The sequence below is a fragment of the Streptomyces sp. NPDC058198 genome (assembly GCF_042882605.1).
Lineage (GTDB): Bacteria > Actinomycetota > Actinomycetes > Streptomycetales > Streptomycetaceae > Streptomyces.
In genome coordinates this window covers 177,764-196,441 of the sequence record NZ_JBHVVP010000007.1, presented here as the reverse complement: position 1 = coordinate 196,441, position 18,678 = coordinate 177,764, and the positions used below count along the sequence as shown (strand labels likewise).

The 18,678-nt window shown below is 72.6% G+C and carries 1 protein-coding gene (running past one end of the window); it reads right to left on the bottom strand.

Annotated elements, in window-relative coordinates; translation table 11 throughout:
- Positions 1–18,678, bottom strand: partial view of an SDR family NAD(P)-dependent oxidoreductase gene (locus ACFVWW_RS23810; protein ID WP_386879011.1) — the 5' portion only. It extends 13,983 nt beyond the left edge of the window; only the first 18,678 of its 32,661 coding nucleotides appear in the window; the start codon lies at positions 18,676–18,678; its stop codon lies beyond the left edge, outside the window.

Below are 18,678 nucleotides of genomic sequence, written 5' to 3'. Positions count from 1 at the left end.
CGCCACCACCAGACGCGACGCGTCCTCCAGCGAGAACACCCCCGCCACATACGCGGCAGCGATCTCACCGATCGAGTGACCGGCCACGAAGTCCGGCGTCACACCCCACGACTCCACCAGCCGGAACAACGCCACCTCAACCGCGAACAACGCCGGCTGAGTGAAGCCCGTCTCGTTCAGCAGGTCGACGTCGTCGCCCCAGATCACGTCCCTGAGCGGACGGTCCAACTCACCGTCCAGCCGGGTCAGTACGGAGTCGAGCGCTTCGGCGAACACCGGGAACCGCTCGTACAACTCCCGGCCCATCCCCAGCCGCTGACTGCCCTGGCCCGAGAAGAGCAATGCCGTCTTCCCACCGGTGACCGAGCCGGAGAGGGCCAACGGGTCCGGTTCACCGGCCGCGAGCGCCGTCAGGGCTCGTACCGTGTCCGCGGAGCCGTCCGCCAGCACTGCCGCCCGATGGTCGAAGACCGACCGGCCCGTGGCCAGCGAGAATCCGACATCCACCGGCCGCAGCTCCGGCCGCGCCTCGATGAAGGAGAGCAGTCGCGCCGCCTGGCCCCGCAGTGCCTCCGGCGTCTTACCCGACAGCACCCACGGCACCACACCCGGCTCCACACCCGGAGCATCGGCCTTGCCGACCACCGTCCCCTGGATCACCGTCGCCGGCTGCTCCAGGATCACGTGCGCGTTCGTACCACTGATACCGAACGACGACACGGCCGCTCGTCGCGCACGGTCGCTCTCCGGCCAGACGGTCGGCTCGGTCAGCAGTTCCACCGCGCCCTCGGTCCAGTCCACATGGGAGGACGGGGCGTCGACGTGCAGCGTCTGCGGCAGGCTTCCGTGCCGCATCGCCATGATCATCTTGATCACCCCGGCGACGCCGGCGGCGGCCTGCGTGTGACCGATGTTGGACTTGACCGAGCCGAGCAGCAGCGGCCGCTCCGGATCACGGTCGCGCCCGTACGTGGCCAGCAGCGCCTGCGCCTCGATCGGGTCGCCGAGCATCGTGCCCGTGCCGTGCGCCTCCACGACATCGACATCGTCCGCCGTGAGTCCGCCGCTGGCGAGCGCCTGCCGGATCACCCGCTGCTGCGAGGGACCGTTCGGCGCCGTCAGACCGTTCGACGCACCATCCTGGTTGACCGCACTGCCGCGCACCACGGCCAGAACCTCGTGGCCGTTGCGCAGCGCGTCCGACTGCCGCTCCAGCACCAGCATGCCGACACCCTCGGACCAGCCGACACCGTCAGCCGACTCGGAGAACGCCTTGCACCGCCCGTCGGGCGACAGGCCGCGCTGCCGGGAGAAGTCCACGAACACCGTCGGCGTCGACATCACCGTCACCCCGCCGGCCAGCGCCATCGAGCACTCACCACTGCGCAGCGCCTGCATCGCCCAGTGCATCGCCACCAGCGACGACGAGCACGCGGTGTCGACGGTGACGGCCGGGCCTTCGAGACCCAGCGTGTACGACACCCGGCCGGACGCCAGACTCGTACTTCCACCGCCCTGGAAGCCCTCGAACTCGGGGCTCGCCAGTACGGCGGTGTAGTCGCTGTACATCACACCGGCGAAGACACCCGTGGCGCTGCCCCGCAGCGACACCGGGTCGATCCCCGCCCGCTCGATCGCCTCCCACGAGGCTTCCAGCAGCAACCGCTGCTGCGAGTCCGTCGCCAGTGCCTCACGCGGGCTCATCCCGAAGAACGCCGGGTCGAACTGCCCCGCCTCGTGCAGGAACCCGCCCGAACGCGTGTAGGACGTACCCATGTGGTCGGGGTCCGGGTGGAACAGCCCGTCCACGTCCCAGCCACGGTTGACCGGGAATCCGGAGATCGCGTCGGCGCCCTCGGTCACCAGCCGCCACAGATCCTCCGGCGAACCGACCCCGCCCGGATACCGGCAGCTCATCCCGACGACCACGATCGGATCGTCGGCCACCGCCGCGGTCCGGGTGGCAGCGGGCGCGGCCACCGCCGCGTCCGAGCCGAGCAGCTCGTCGAGCAGATGGTCGACCAGTGTCTGGACCGTCGGATAGTCGAAGGCCATCGTGGCGGGCAGCCGCAGCCCGCTGGCGGTGTTGAGCCGGTTCCGCAGTTCGACCGCCGTCAGCGAGTCGAAGCCCAGCTCACGGAACGCGCGGCCCGGATGGACCGCCTCGGCGTCGGCGTGTCCCAGTACGAGGGCGACCTGCCCGCGTACGAGGTCGAGCAGCACCTCTTGACGCTCCACGGCCGTAAGCCCGGCCAGCCGCTCCACAAGTCCCGCGGCGGTGGCCGATCCGGCGACCGCCGCCCGACGGGACCGGGTCCGAATCAGGGCCCGCAGCAACGGCGGCACCTCACCCTGGGCACGCAGCACCGGCAGGTCCAGCCGGACCGGCGCGAGTACGGCGTCCCCGGTGGCCAGCGCCGCGTCGAACAGCGCCACACCCTGCTCCACCGGCAGCGGGGGCACGCCGGAGCGCGCCATCCGGTCGGTGTCCGCTTCCGCGAGCGTCCCGGTCATGCCACCGGGCTGGTCCCACGGGCCCCAGGCGAGGGACGTCCCGGGCAGGCCCTCGGTCTGCCGGCGCTCCATCAGCGCGTCCAGGAACGCGTTGCCCGCCGCGTAGTTGCCCTGCCCCGGACTGCCGAAGGTGGCCGCCGCGGAGGAGAAGACCACGAAAGCGGCGAGGTCCATGTCCCGGGTCAGTTCGTGCAGATGCCAGGCCGCGTCGACCTTCGGCCGCAGGACCGTGTCGAGCCGCTCCGGAGTCAGCGAACCGACCACCCCGTCGTCCAGCACACCCGCCGCGTGCACCACGGCGGACACCGGGTGCGCGGCCAGCAGGTCCGCCAGCGCGTCCCGGTCGGCCACATCGCAGGCCGCGACCGCGACCGCGGTCCCTTGCAGCTCCAGCTCGGCCACCAGCTCTTCGACGCCCTCGGCGGCCCGTCCCCGCCGGCTGACCAGCAGCAGCCGCCGTACGCCGTGCTCCGCCACCAGATGGCGCGCGACGACCGCGCCCAGACCACCCGTACCACCGGTGATCAGCACGCTGCCCTCGGCGCCCCACGCCGGGGTCATATCGAATTCGGCTGCCGGCCTGCGCACCAGGCGCCCGGCCAGGACCTCACCGTCCCGGACCACCACCTGCGGCTCATCGGCCTCCAGGGCCCACAGCGGCAGCGCGGCCGACTCGTCCACGTCCAGGTCGACCAGTCCGAAGCAGCCGGGGTTCTCCGACTGCGCGGACCGTACGAGACCCCACACCGAGGCCGCCGCCACATCGCGGCCGCCCATAGCACCACGGGTGACGAAGACGAAGCGGGATGCGGCGAACCGCTCCTCGGCCAGCCGCGCCTGGAGCTGCGCCAGGACCTGGTGGGTGAGTGCGCGCACCGAGCCGGCGGTGTCCGCGGTCGGTTCCCCGGCCACGGGGATCAGTACGACGCCGGGCAGCGGAGTATCTCCGGCCGCCGCAGCCATCAACTCCTGGTGGATGTCCGGCTCGACACCCGCGTCACGCAGGGCTGTCACCAGACCCACGGTGTCCGGGCCGAGCACCGTCACCGTCTGCGGGGCGTCGGTGGAGGGCGCGGCCGGCGGAGTCCAGTCCAGCCGGAACAGGGCGTCCCGCGTCAACGCCGCGGAGTCGCTCAGCGCCTCGGTGGACAGCGCCCGCATCGCCAGCGACTCCACCGACGCGACCGGCGCCCCCGTGGTGTCGGCGAGAGCGATCGAGACCGCTCCGTCGGCGTCGCGGGTCATCCTGACCCGTACGGCCGAGGCCCCGGACGCCTGCAGCGAGACGCCGCTCCAGGAGAACGGCACACCGGCCCGCTGATCCGGACCGGTGAACCAGGCCGCGTGCAGCCCGGCGTCCAGCAGCGCGGGGTGCAGGCCGAACGCTTCCGCTTCGTCCTGGAGGCCGTCCGGCAGGCTCACCTCGGCGAAGACCTCGCCGCCGCGTCGCCACACGGACCGCAGTCCCTGGAACACCGGACCGTACGCGAAACCGTCGGCGGCCCGGGCATCGTAGAAGCCGTCCAGATCCACCGGTTCGGCGCCCTCGGGCGGCCAGACCGTGGCGTCGAAGTCGGCGGACGCGGCGGAAGCGCCGACGGCGAGTACGCCCATGGCGTGCTGGGTCCACGGTGACTCGATCGCGCCCTCGGGACGGGAGTGGACGGTGAGGGTACGCCGCCCGGTCTCGTCGGCGGCGGTTCCGACCCGTACCTGCGTCTGCACGGCGCCGCGCTCCGGCAGCACCAGCGGCGCCGCGAGGGTCAGTTCCTCGACCCGGTCGCAGCCGACCTCGTCGCCGGCCCGGATCGCCAGCTCCAGCAGCGCCGTACCGGGCAGCAGGATCCGGCCGAGCACCGCGTGATCGGCCAGCCATGGGTGCGACTGCACCGACAGCCGGCCGGTGAACAACACGCCTTCGCCCTCGGCCAGTTCGACAACGCCGTTGAGGAGGGGGTGTCCTGCGGACATGAGCCCGATGGCGGCCGCGTCGGCGCCGCCTCGTACGCCCCCGGGCCAGAACGGCTGGTGCTGGAAGGCGTACGTGGGCAGATCCACGCGGGACGCGCCGGTCCCGGCGAAGAACCTGGTCCAGTCCACGAGCGCGCCGTGCGTGTGCAGTTGGCCCACGGCGGTGACCGCGGAGGTCTCCTCGGGCCGGTTCTTGCGGAGCACCGGCACGGTGACGGCCTCGTCGGGCACCGATTCCCCGGCCATGGCGGAGAGCACCCCGTCCGGGCCCAGCTCCAGGAACACGCCGACGCCCTGATCGGCGAGGGTCCGCACGCCGTCGGCGAACCGGACGGCCTCCCGGACGTGCCGCACCCAGTAGTCGGGCGAGCACAGTTCCTCGGCCGACGCCAGCCGGCCGGTCAGGTTCGACACGACCGGAACCGACGGCTCGGCGAAGGTCAGGGTCTGCGCGACAGCGCGGAACTCGTCCAGCATCGGCCGCATCAGCGGCGAGTGGAAGGCGTGCGAGACGCGCAGCCAGGTCGCCTTCCTGCCCTGCTCCTCCAGCCGCGCCGCCACCTCCAGGACCACGTCCTCGTCGCCGGAGATCACCACCGAAGAAGGACCGTTGACCGCGGCGATCGACACCTGGGCTTCGCGCTCGGACAGCAGCGGAAGAACCTCGTCCTCCGTCGCCTGCACCGCGACCATCGCACCGCCCGAGGGCAGCGCCTGCATCAGCTTCGCCCGCGCCACCACCAGACGGGACGCGTCCTCCAGCGAGAACACCCCCGCCACATGAGCCGCCGCGATCTCACCGATCGAGTGACCGGCCACGAAGTCCGGCGTCACACCCCACGACTCCACCAGCCGGAACAGCGCCACCTCGATCGCGAACAGCGCCGGCTGGGTGAAGCCCGTCTCGTTCAGCAGGTCGGCGTCATCACCCCAGATGACATCCCTGAGCGGACGGTCCAACTCACCGTCCAGCCGCGCCAGTACGGCATCGAGCGCCTCGGCGAACACCGGGAACCGCTCGTACAACTCGCGTCCCATACCGAGCCGTTGACTGCCCTGACCGGAGAAGAGGAACGCCGTCTTGCCGCCGATCACCGAACCGGACACGGCCGAGACATCCGGCTCGCCGACCGCCACCGCCGCCAGTACCTGTGCCGTGTCCACGGAGTCACCGGCCAGCACCACCGCTCGGTGCTCGAACCTCGACCGGCTCGTGGCCAGGGAGAACCCGACGTCCAGCGGCCTCAGTTCGGGCCGTGCCTCGATGTACGAGAGCAGCCGGGCCGCCTGGCCGCGCAGCGCCTCCGGCGTCTTGCCGGACAGCACCCACGGCACCACACCGGGCTCCACCGCAGGAGCGTCAGCGGTGTTCACCACCGTCCCCTGGATCACCGTCGCCGGCTGCTCCAGGATGACGTGTGCGTTCGTACCACTGATACCGAACGACGACACACCCGCGCGCCGCGCACGGTCGCTCTGCGGCCAGGCGGTGTTCTCCCGCAGCAGTTCCACCGCGCCCGCCGACCAGTCGACGTGCGAGGACGGCTCGGTCACATGCAGCGTCCGCGGCAGCACTCCGTGCCGCATCGCCATGATCATCTTGATCACACCCGCGGCGCCCGCGGCCGCCTGGGTGTGGCCGAGGTTCGACTTCACCGACCCCAGGAGCAGCGGCTGTTCGCGGTCCCTGCCGTAGGTGGCGAGCAGTGCCTGCGCCTCGATCGGGTCACCCAGCGTGGTGCCCGTACCGTGCGCTTCCACCGCGTCCACATCGGCGGGCGACAGACCGCCGCTGGCCAGGGCCTGCCGGATCACCCGCTGCTGCGAGGGACCGTTCGGCGCGGTCAGACCGTTCGACGCGCCGTCCTGGTTGACCGCGGAGCCGCGCAGCACCGCGAGGATCTCGTGGCCGTTGCGCAGGGCGTCCGACTGCCGCTCCAGGAGGAGCATGCCGATGCCCTCGGACCAGCCGACGCCGTCGGCCGACTCGGAGAACGGCTTGGACCGGCCGTCGGGGGCCAGGCCCCGCTGCCGCGAGAACTCCACGAAGGTGTCGGGGATCGACATGACGGTGACACCGCCGGCCAGCGCCAGCGAGCATTCACCGCCACGCAGCGCCTGTGCGGCGAGGTGCATCGCGACCAGGGACGACGAGCAGGCGGTGTCCACCGTGACGGCGGGGCCCTCGAACCCGAAGGTGTACGAGACGCGGCCCGAGGCCACGCTCAGCGCGCTGCCCTGGCCCTGGAAGCCTTCAAACTCCTTGCCGCTGAGCGTGGTGTTGTAGCCGCCGTACATCACACCGGCGAAGACACCGGTCTGGCTGTCGCGCAGCGACACCGGGTCGATACCGGCCCGCTCGATCGCCTCCCAGGACGTCTCCAGCAGCAGTCGCTGCTGGGAGTCCGTGGCCATCGCCTCGCGCGGGCTCATCCCGAAGAAGTCGGGGTCGAACTCGCCGGCGTCGTGCAGGAATCCACCCGAGCGGGTGTAGGACGTCCCCATGTGGTCCGGGTCGGGGTTGAACAGCGCGTCCACGTCCCAGCCACGGTTGACCGGGAAGTCCGTGACGACGTCGGCGCCTTCGGTGACCAGCCGCCACAGGTCCTCCGGCGAACCGATGCCGCCGGGGAAGCGGCAGCTCATGCCCACGACCACGACCGGGTCGTCGTCGAGCAGAGCCCGCGAGAGTTCCGGCACCGCGGCCGCGGCCGCGTCCGGGCCGAGGAGCTCTTCGAGCAGATGGTCCGCCAGCGCCCCGACCGTCGGGTAGTCGAAGACCATCGTGGCCGGCAGCCGCAGCCCGGTCGCGGTGTTGAGCCGGTTCCGCAGCTCCACCGCCGTCAGCGAGTCGAACCCCAGATCCCGGAACGCCCGTGCCGGGTCGACCCCGTCACCACTCGCGTGGCCGAGCACCATGGCCGCCTGGCCGCGTACCAGATTCGCCAGCGTCTCACGCCGTTCGGCGCGCTCCAGCCGGCTCAGGCGCTCCGCCAGACCGGCGTCCGCGCTCGTTCCCGCTCCGGCGACCGCGGTGCGCCGGGAGCCCGTACGGACCAGACCCCGCAGCAGCGGCGGGACGGCGCCCCGCGTACGCAGCGTCGCCACGTCCAGTCGCACCGGCGCCACCGCGGCCCGGCCGGTGGCCAGCGCGGCGTCGAACAGGGCCACGCCCTGTTCGACCGAGAGGAGAGGCATTCCGGCCTCGGCCGCCCGCCGGAGATCGGCCTCACCGAGACCGCTGGTCATGCCGGCGCCCTGGTTCCAGGCGCCCCAGGCGAGGGAGACGCCCGGCAGGCCCTCGGCCTGCCGGTGCGCGGCGAGCGCGTCCAGGAAGGTGTTGCCCGCCGCGTAGTTGCCCTGTCCCGCGCCACCGATCAGGCCGGAGACCGAGGAGAACACCACGAAGGCGGCGAGGTCGAGGTCCCGGGTCAGTTCATGCAGGTTCCAGGCCGCGTCAGCCTTCGGCCGCAGGACCGTGTCGAGCCGCTCGGGGGTCAGCGAGCCGATGATGCCGTCGTCCAGCACACCCGCCGTATGCACCACGGCGGTCAGCGGATGCCCGGACGGCACCGCTCCCAGCAGTTCTGCCAGCGCCGCGCGGTCCGCCACATCACATGCCTCGACCGATACGTCGGCGCCCTGCGCCGTCAGCTCGGCGGCCAGTTCGGCCGCGCCCGGAGCCTCGATGCCGCGACGGCTGGTCAGCAGCAGATGCCGTACTCCGCGTTCGGCGACCAGATGGCGTGCCAGCACACCCCCCAGACCGCCGGTACCACCGGTGATCAGGACCGTGCCGTCGGCATCCCACACCCGCGGCATGCTCAGCACGATCTTGCCCACATGCTTGGCCATGCTCATGAACCGGAACGCGTCCCGGGCCTGCCGCACATCCCACGAGCGGACCGGCAGCGACTCCAGCACACCCCGGTCGAACAGCTCCATCAACGCGACCAGCATCCGCTGGATACCCTCGGGCTCCACCCAACCGAGGTCGAAGGACTGGTAGTCCATGCCCTCCGGCAGGTCCGCCTCGTCGCGGATGTCGGTCTTGCCCATCTCCAGGAACCGGCCGCCGGGCGCAACCAGCCGCAGCGAGGCATCCACGAACTCACCGGCCAGCGAGTTCAGTACGACATCGACACCCTGGCCGTCCGTGACCCCGGCGAAAGCCGCCTCGAAGTCCGTCGTACGCGACGAAGCGATGTGATCGTCCGCCACACCCAACGACCGCAGAACGTCATGCTTGCCCTCACTCGCGGTCGCGAACACCTCGGCGCCCAGATGATTGGCCACCTGGATCGCTGCCATCCCGACACCACCCGCGCCGGCATGGATCAGCACCTTCTCACCGCGCTGAAGCCCACCGAGGTCCACCAGGGCGTAGTACGCCGTCAGGAACACCAGCGGCATCGAAGCCGCCGTCTCCCACGACCAGCCCTCGGGCATCCGGGTGAGGAGCCGTGCGTCGCCCACCACCTGTGAGCCGAAGCCACCGGACACCAGGCCGGTGACCCGGTCGCCGGGCCGCAGCCCGGTCACATCGGGTCCGGTCGCGGTCACCACACCCGAGACCTCGCGCCCCATGCGCCCGGCGTCACCGGGGTACATGTCCAGCGCCTTGAGGACATCGCGGAAGTTCACCCCGGCCGCGCGCACGTCGATCCGTACATCGCTGCCGGTCAGCGGCTCGAGGACCTCGGGGAACGGCGCCAGGGTCAGCCCGTCCAGGCTGCCCTTCGTCTTACTGTCCAAGCGCCACGGCACCCCGGCCGGCGGCACCAGCCCCGTACCGGAGTCCAGCCGCGCGAGCCGGCCTGCCTGGATTCCGCTGTCGCGGATCACCACCTGCGGTTCGTCCGCACCGAGTGACGTCACGAGCCGTGCGACGGCGTCGTCCGCGAAGCCGAGGTCCACCAGGCCGAAGCAGCCGGGGTTCTCGGTCTGCGCGGACCGGACCAGACCCCACACCGAGGCGGCGGCGACATCGGAGACATCCTCGTCACCGGCCGCCACGGCGCCCCGCGTCACGAACACCAGCCGCGACCCGGCGAACCGGTCCTCGGCCAGCCACGCCTGGAGCGACGCCAGCACGTCGGCCGTCAGCGTATGGGCGGACTCCGCCACCCCGGCACCGTCCGTGCTGTTCGCACCGGTCACGCCGATCAGGACGACGCCGGGCACCGGGGACTCCCCCGCTGCCAGCGCCGCCAGATCGGTGAACGTCTCGACGCGGGCGCCGGACCCGGCCACCCCGCCGGCGAGCCCGAGCGGATCAGGCCCCACCAGGGCGAGGGTCTCGGGAACGGTGGAACCGGACGGCACGGGAACCCAGTCCAGTCCGAACAGCGCGTCCCGGGCCAGCGCGGCGTCCTCGCTCAGCTGCTCACTCGACACGGCTCGTACGAGCAGCGAATCGACCGAGGCGACCGAGGCACCGGACGTGTCGGCGACCGCGATCGACACCGCGTCCCGGCCGGCGGCCGGGACGATCCGGACCCGCAGGGCACAAGCGCCCGTCGCGTACAGCGACACGCCTTCCCACGAGAACGGCAGACCGCCGTTGCCGTCCTCGCCATCACCGGCGAGGAGCGAGGCGTGCAGAGCGGAGTCGAGCAGAGCGGGATGGAGGCCGAACGCGGCCGCGTCGGCTTCCGCGCTCTCCGGGAGGCTCACCTCGGCGAAGATCTCGCCGTCGCGCCGCCAGGCGGCCCGCAGCCCTTGGAAGACGGGGCCGTAGCCGAACCCGAGCTCGGCGAAGCGCTCGTAGCACCCCTCGACGTCCAGGGGCTCGGCGCCGGTCGGCGGCCACACCGTGGCGTCGAATCCGTCGGCCGGTACCTGGCCGGCCACGGTCAGTACGCCCATCGCGTGCTGCGTCCACGACCGCTCGTCGGCGCCGTCGATCCGGGAGTGCACCGCGACGGAGCGCCGGCCGGTGTCGTCCGCGACCCCGACGCGCACCTGGACCCGGACCGCACCGTGCTCCGGCAGCGTGAGCGGCGCGGCGAGCGTCAGCTCTTCGACGCGGTCGCAGCCGACCTCGTCACCGGCGCGGAAGGCCAGCTCCAGCAGGGCCGTTCCCGGCAGCAGGATCCGGTCGAGTACCGCGTGGTCGGCGAGCCACGGATGCGACTGGACGGAGAGCCGGCCGGTGAACAGCACTCCTTCGCCCTCTGCCAGTTCGACCGCAGCACCCAGCAGGGGATGTCCGGCGGAGCCCAGCCCCGCCGCGCGTACGTCACCCGCGCCGGACTGCGGCCCCGCCGGCCAGAACCACTGGTGCTGGAAGGCGTACGTCGGTACGTCCACCCGCGCCGCGCCCGTCCCCGCGAACACGGCGGCCCAGTCGGTCGGGACGCCCCGCACATGGAGCCGCGCCAGCGCGGTGACAGCGGCCAGTTCTTCCGGCCGGTCCTTACGGAGCAGGGGTACGGTCACGGCGTCGTCCGGCACCGATTCCTGAGCCATGGCGGAGAGCACGCCGTCCGGGCCCAGCTCCAGGAATGTGGTCACACCCTGCTCGCCCAGCGTCCGTACACCGTCCGCGAAGCGCACGGCCTCCCGGACATGGCGCACCCAGTACGCGGCGGAGCACAGCTCCCCGTCCGAGGCCAGAGCGCCGGTCAGGTTCGAGACCACGGGGATACGCGGGGTCTGGAAGACCAAGTCCTCCGCCACCGCGCGGAACTCCTCCAGCATCGGGTCCATCAGCGGGGAGTGGAACGCGTGCGAGACGCGCAGCCGGCTTGTCTTACGGCCCTGCTCCTCCAGCCGGGCCGCGACCGCGAGCACCGCGTCCTCGTCGCCCGAAATCACCACGGACGTCGGGCCGTTGACCGCCGCGATCGACACACGGTCGGAGAGCAGCGGAAGAACCTCGTCCTCCGTCGCCCGCACCGCCACCATCGCACCACCGGACGGCAGCGCCTGCATCAGCTTCGCCCGCGCCGCGACCAGACGCGACGCGTCCTCCAGCGAGAACACCCCCGCCACATGAGCCGCCGCGATCTCACCGATCGAATGACCCGCCACAAAGTCCGGCGTCACACCCCACGACTCCACCAGCCGGAACAACGCCACCTCAATGGCGAACAGCGCCGGCTGAGTGAAACCCGTCTCGTTCAGCAGCTCCGCGTCGTCGCCCCAGATCACCTCACGCAGCGGACGGTCCAACTCACCGTCCAGCTGGGCCAGTACGGCATCCAGCGCCTTCGCGAAGACGGGGAAGCGGTCGTACAGCTCCCGGCCCATCCCCAGCCGCTGTGAACCCTGGCCCGAGAACAGGAACGCGCGCTTGCCACCGGCGACCGAGCCCGATACCGCCGAGGCATCCGCCCCGCCGGCCGCCAGCGCCGCAAGCGCACGGACCGCGTCCGCGGGATCGCCCGCCAGTACCACCGCGCGGTGGTCGAACACCGACCGGCCCGTAGCCAGCGAGAACCCGACATCCACCGGCCGCTGCCCGGCCTCCGACTCGACGGCGGACAGCAGCCGCGCCGCTTGAGCGGCCAGCGCCTCCGGCGTCCTGCCCGAGAGCACCCACGGCACCACACCCGGCTCCGCCACCGGAGTGGCGGCTGCGCCGTCCAGCACCGTTCCCTGGATCACCGTGGGCGCCTGCTCCAGGATGACGTGCGCGTTCGTACCGCTGATACCGAACGACGACACACCGGCGCGTCGCGCGTGTCCGGCCTCCGGCCAGGCGGTCTGCTCGCTCAGCAGCTCCACCGCGCCCGCGGTCCAGTCGACATGCGTCGACGGCTCGGTCACGTGCAGCGTCCGCGGCAGCACTCCGTGCCGCATCGCCATCACCATCTTGATCACACCCGCGACACCTGCGGCCGCCTGCGTATGACCGATGTTGGACTTCACCGAGCCCAGCAGCAGCGGCCGCTCCGGATCACGGTCCCGGCCGTACGTCGCCAGCAGCGCCTGCGCCTCGATCGGGTCACCGAGAGTCGTGCCCGTACCGTGCGCCTCCACCACATCGACGTCATCGGCCGAAAGGCCGCCACTCGCCAACGCCTGGCGGATCACCCGCTGCTGCGAGGGACCGTTCGGCGCGGTCAGGCCGTTCGACGCACCGTCCTGGTTGATCGCGCTGCCGCGCAGCAGCGCGAGCACCTGGTGGCCGTTGCGCCGCGCGTCCGAGAGGCGTTCCAGCACCAGCATGCCGACGCCCTCCGACCAGGCGACCCCGTCGGCCGACTCGGAGAACGCCTTGGACCGGCCGTCGGGGGCCAGACCCCGCGCCCGGGAGAACTCGACGAACGTGCTCGGCGTGGACATCACGGTCACACCGCCGGCCAGTGCCAGCGAGCATTCACCGGCGCGCAGCGCCTGTGCGGCGAGGTGCATGCCGACCAGGGAGGAGGAGCACGCGGTGTCCACGGTGACGGCGGGGCCTTCGAGACCGAGGGTGTAGGAGACCCGGCCGGAGGCGACGCTCGGTGCGCTGCCGTTGCCGCGGAATGCCTCGTACTCCTCGCCCGTGAGCAGCGGGCCGTAGTCGTTGTACATCACGCCGGCGAAGACGCCGGTCTGGCTGTCGCGCAGCGACACCGGGTCGATGCCGGCGCGCTCGACGGCCTCCCAGGAGAGTTCGAGCAGCAGGCGCTGCTGCGAGTCCGTGGCCATCGCCTCACGGGGGCTCATCCCGAAGAAGTCCGGGTCGAAGTCGCCCGCCGTGTGCAGGAATCCGCCTTCGCGGACATGGGTCCTGCCGGGGCGGTCGGGGTCCGGGTCGTAGAGTCCGTCGATGTCCCAGCCACGGTTGGCCGGGAACCCGGAGATCGCGTCGGCGCCCTCGGTGACCAGCCGCCACAGGTCTTCCGGCGATGTCACCCCGCCGGGGTAGCGGCAGGCCATGCCGACGATCGCGATGGGGTCGTCGGTGACCGGGGGCAGGGCGCGGACCGGTACGGTCGGTGCTTCCGCCTCGCCGCCGAGGAGTTCGTCGCGCAGATGGTCGGCGAGCGCGCTCGGCGTCGGATAGTCGAAGACCATGGTCGCGGGCAGCCGCAGGCCGGTGACGGTGTTCAGGCCGTTGCGCAGTTCGACCGCCGTCAGGGAGTCGAAGCCGAGGTCCTGGAACTGGCGGGCCGCTTCGACCTCCGCCGCGTCGGCGTGTCCCAGTACCTGCGCGACCTGGCCGCGTACGAGATCGAGGAGGATCTCGCGGCGCTCGGCGCCGTTCAGTCCGGCGAGGCGCTGGGCGAGGCCGCCGGCCGTCTCGGAGACCTGGGCGGCGGCGCGCCGGGCCGGGGCCCTGATGAGGCCGCGCAGCAGCGCCGGGATGTCGCCCTGGGCGCGCAGGACCGGCAGGTCGAGGCGTACGGGTGCCACGGCGGCGGCGCCGGTGGCGAGGGCGGCGTCGAACAGCGCCACGCCCTGCTCGACGGAGAGCGGCGGCATGCCGGAGCGTGCGATGCGTTCCACGTCGATGTCGGTGAGTGTCCTGGTCATGCCGACGCTCTGGGTCCATGGGCCCCAGGCGAGGGACAGGCCGGGCAGTCCGGCGGTCCGCCGGTGGGTGGCGAGCGCGTCCAGGAAGGCGTTTCCGGCGGCGTAGTTGGCCTGTCCGGGGCTGCCGAGGGTGGCGGCGACGGAGGAGAACACCACGAAGGCGGCGAGGTCGAGCCCGCGGGTCAGCTCGTGCAGGTTCCACGCCGCGTCGACCTTCGGCCGCAGTACACCGGCAAGTCGCTCGGCGGTCAGTGAGCCGACCACGCCGTCGTCGACCACACCGGCGGTGTGGACGACGGCGGTCAGGGGATGCTCGGCCGGAACGGTCGTGAGCAGCTCCGCGAGGGCGGCCCGGTCGGTCACGTCACAGGGGGCGACCGTCACCTCGACGCCCTGCTCGGTCAGTTCGGCGACGAGCTGCCCTGCTCCTTCGGCGGCGAGGCCGCGGCGGCTGACGAGCAGCAGGTGCCGTACGCCCCGCTCGGCGACCAGGTGCCGGGCCAGTACACCGCCCAGGCCACCCGTGCCTCCGGTGATCAGTACCGTGCCGTCGGCGTCCCAGCCGGCCGGCTCGTCGGGGACCGGGACGCGCGCCAGGCGGGCGGCGAGCAGTTCGCCGCCCCGTACCGCGAGGTCCGGCTCGTCCGTCACGGCGGCCGAGGTGAGTACAGCCGGCACGGCCTCCGGGGGGAGTGAGGCCGTGCCGGGGTCCAGGTCCAGGAGACCGAAGCGTCCTGGGTTCTCGGTGCGCGCCGTCCGTACGAGTCCGTGGACCGAGGCGGCGGCGAGGTCGTCTCCGTCCACCGCGCCCCGGGTCACGAACACCAGGCGGGCGTCGGCGAACCGGTCCTCGTCCAGCCACTGCTGTACGTGTCCGAGGACGAGGGCGCCGAGGGCGTGCGTCGAGGCCACGACGCCGTCGCCGGAGCCGTCGGGCTCACCGACCGCGGCGATCATGACCACGCCGGGCACCGGGCCGTCCGCCGCCGCGAGCGACGCCAGGTCGGGGTGGACCGTGACGGGCGCGTCGGCGGTGTGCAGGGCGCCGGCCACGCCGAGTGTGTCCGCGCCCACCACGGCCACCGGGCCGGGGCCGGACGGCGTGGAGCCCTTGGCCTTGGTCCACTCCACGCGGAACAGCGAGTCCCGGTGTACCGCGCCGGTGTCGTGCAGCCGCTCGGCGGGCATCGAGCGGGAGACCAGGGAGTCCACGGAGAGGACCGGGCCGCCTGCCGCGTCGTACACCGCGATCGACACCGTGTCCTCGCCCGCCGGGGACAGCCGGGCGCGCACCGCGGATGCCCCGGAGGCGGTCAGCGACACACCCTCCCAGGCGAACGGCAGGCCGCCCCGGCTGATGGCGCCGAGGTCCGTGTAGGCGGCCGCGTGCTGGGCGGCGTCGAGCAGCGCCGGGTGCAGACCGAAGGCGCTCGCCTCGGAATCGGCGCCGTCCGGCAGGGTGACCTCGGCGAACACCTCGTCACCGCGCCGCCACGCGGCGCGCAGGCCCTGGAAGACCGGGCCGTAGTCGAAGCCGAGTCCGGCGAGGCGCTCGTAGCAGCCGTCCAGGTCGACGGGTTCCGCGCCGGGCGGCGGCCAGACGGTGGCATCGAAGCCGGGGTCCGTGGTGTCCGCGGCCGGTGTGCCCGGGGCCAGTACGCCGGTGGCGTGCTGCGACCAGGGGAGGTCCACGACGCCCTCGGCGCGCGAGTAGATGCCCAGCGGGCGGCGTCCCGCGGCGTCGGCGGCGCCGACGCGGACCTGGAGCTGTACGGCGCCGTGCTCGGGGAATGCCAGGGGCGCGGCGAGGGTCAGCTCCTCGACCCGGTCGCAGTCGACCTCGTCACCGGCGCGGATGGCCAGCTCGACGAAGGCCGTTCCCGGCAGCAGGGCCCGGCCCCGCACTCCGTGGTCGGCGAGCCAGGGGTGGGACTGCACCGACAGCCGGCTGGTGAACAGGGCGCCCTCGCCGTCGGCCAGTTCGACGGCCGCGCCCAGCAGGGGGTGTCCGGCGGAGCCGAGGCCCGCCGCGCGCATGTCGCCGGCCTTGTTGAGGGAGGCGGCCGGCCAGTAGCGCTGGTTCTGGAAGGGGTAGGTCGGCAGGTCCACCTGCCGGGCGCCGGATCCGGCGTAGAGCCCGGCCCACCGCACGGTGGCGCCGCGGACGTGCACCTGCGCGAGGGCGGTGACCGCGGCGAGCTCCTCGGGGCGGTCCTTGCGCAGCAGCGGCACGATCGCCGCCCCGTCCGGCAGCGAGTCCTGGGCCATGGCGGAGAGCACCCCGTCCGGGCCCAGTTCCAGCAGGGTGGTGACGCCTCGTCCGGTGAGGGTGCGGACGCCGTCGGCGAACCGTACGGCCTCCCGTACGTGCCTGACCCAGTAGTCGGCGGAGCACAGCTCCTCGACCGCGGCGATGCGGCCGGTCACGTTCGACACCACCGGGATCCGGGGTTCCTGGTACGTGAGGCCCTCCGCGACGGCGCGGAACTCCTCCAGCATCGGCTGCATGAGCGGTGAGTGGAAGGCGTGCGAGACGCGCAGCCTGCTGGTCTTCCGCTTCTGTGTCTCGAAGTGCGCGGCGATGTCCAGTACGGCGCTCTCGTCGCCCGCGATCACCACGGACTCGGGCCCGTTGACCGCGGCGATGGACACCCGGTCGGTGAGCAGCGATGCGACCTCGTCCTCGGTCGCCCGTATGGCGACCATGGCGCCGTCGCGCGGCAGGGCCTGCATCAGCGAGGCGCGGGCCGTCACGAGGCGGCAGGCGTCCTCCAGTGGGAACACGCCGGCCACATGGGCGGCCGCGATCTCACCGATGGAGTGGCCGCCGACGAAGTCGGGGGTGACGCCGAGCGACGCGACGAGGCGGTACAGCGCCACCTCGATCGCGAAGAGCGCCGGTTGGGTCCAGCGGGTCTCGCCCAGTTCCGCGGGGTCGGTTCCCCAGACGATGTCCCGCAGCGGACGGTCGGAGTGCGCGTCGAGTGCGTCGGCGACCGCGTCGAACGCCTCGGCGAACACCGGGAAGCGCGCGTGGAGTTCACGGCCCATGCCGAGCCGCTGGGAGCCCTGGCCCGAGAACAGTACGGCGAGCGGGCCTTCGCCGGCGACGCCCTGGGCGACCTCCGTGGCGTCGGTGTCCCCGGCGAGCAGGACGGCCCGGTGTTCGAAGACCGAGCGGCCCACGGCGAGGGAGAAGCCCACATCGGCCGGCCGGATGCCCGGGTTCCGCTCGATGAACGAGAGCAGTCGTGCGCGCTGGGCCTCCAGCGCCGCCGCGGTCCTGCCGGCGATGGCCCAGGGGATGACGCCCGGTTCCACGGCGTCCTCGGCGACGGCTTTCGCGGCCGCCGGCGGCGCCTGCTCAAGGATCACATGCGCGTTGGTGCCGCTGACTCCGAAGGAGGAGACCGCGGCCCGCCGGGCCCGTCCGGTCTCCGGCCACTCGACGGGCTCGTTCAGCAGCTCCACCGAGCCGGTGGTCCAGTCGACGTCGGCGGACGGCTCGGCCGCGTGCAGGCTGCGCGGCATCAGCCCGTGCCGCATCGCCATGATCATCTTGATGACACCCGCGGCGCCCGAGGCCGCCTGTGTGTGTCCGATGTTCGACTTGACGGAGCCCAGCCGCAGCGGGCGCTCGCGGTCCTGGCCGTAGGTGGCCAGCAGCGCCTGCGCCTCGATCGGGTCGCCGAGCGTCGTACCCGTACCGTGCGCCTCGACGATGTCCACGTCGCCGGGCGCCAGCCGGGCGTTCTCCAGGGCGGCGCGGATGACCCGCCGCTGCGAGGGGCCGTGGGGGGCCGACAGGCCGTTGGACGCGCCGTCCTGGTTGATCGCGCTGCCGCGCAGTACGGCCAGGACAGGATGGCCTGCCCGCTGCGCGTCGGAGAGCCGCTCCAGTACGAGGACGGCGGCGCCCTCGCCCCAGCCGGTGCCGTCGGCGTCGTCGGAGAACGACTTGCACCGGCCGTCGGCGGCCATCCCGTTCTGCGCGGTGAAGGAGACGAAGGGGCCCGGCGTGGCCATCACGGACGCCCCGCCGGCCAGGGCCATCGTGCACTCGCCGTTGCGCAGGGACTGCGCCGCCCAGTGCAGCGCCACCAGCGAGGAGGAGCAGGCCGTGTCGACCGTGACGGCCGGCCCCTCGGCGCCGAGTGTGTAGGAGAGACGGCCCGAGATGACGCTGGCGGCGTGCCCGGTCGTGGCATAGAGCTCCATGTCCTCGTCGGACGCCTTGACCACCGAGCCGTAGTCCTGCCCTGCGGTGCCGACGAACACGCCCGCCCGGCTGCCGCGGAGCGTGGCCGGGTCGATCCCGGCCCGCTCCAGCGCCTCCCAGGACACCTGGAGCAGCAGCCGCTGCTGGGGGTCCATGGCGACGGCCTCACGGGGAGAGATCCCGAAGAACCCGGGGTCGAACTCCGCCATGTCGTAGAGGAACCCGCCCTCCCGGGCCAGGCTGCGGCCGGGGCCGTCCCCCGCGAGGCGGTCCAGGTCCCAGCCACGGTCGGCGGGGAAGCCGGCCATGACGTCGCGGCCCTCGGCGACCAGCTCCCACAGGGCCTCGGGGGAGGTCACCCCGCCCGGGTAGCGGCAGCCGATTCCGACGACGGCGATGGGCTCCTCCGCAGCCGCCACCAGCTGCTGATTCTGCTGACGGAGCCGCTCGATCTCCTTCAGGGACGACCGCAGCGCCTCGACATACTTATTGGGGGACGTGCTCAT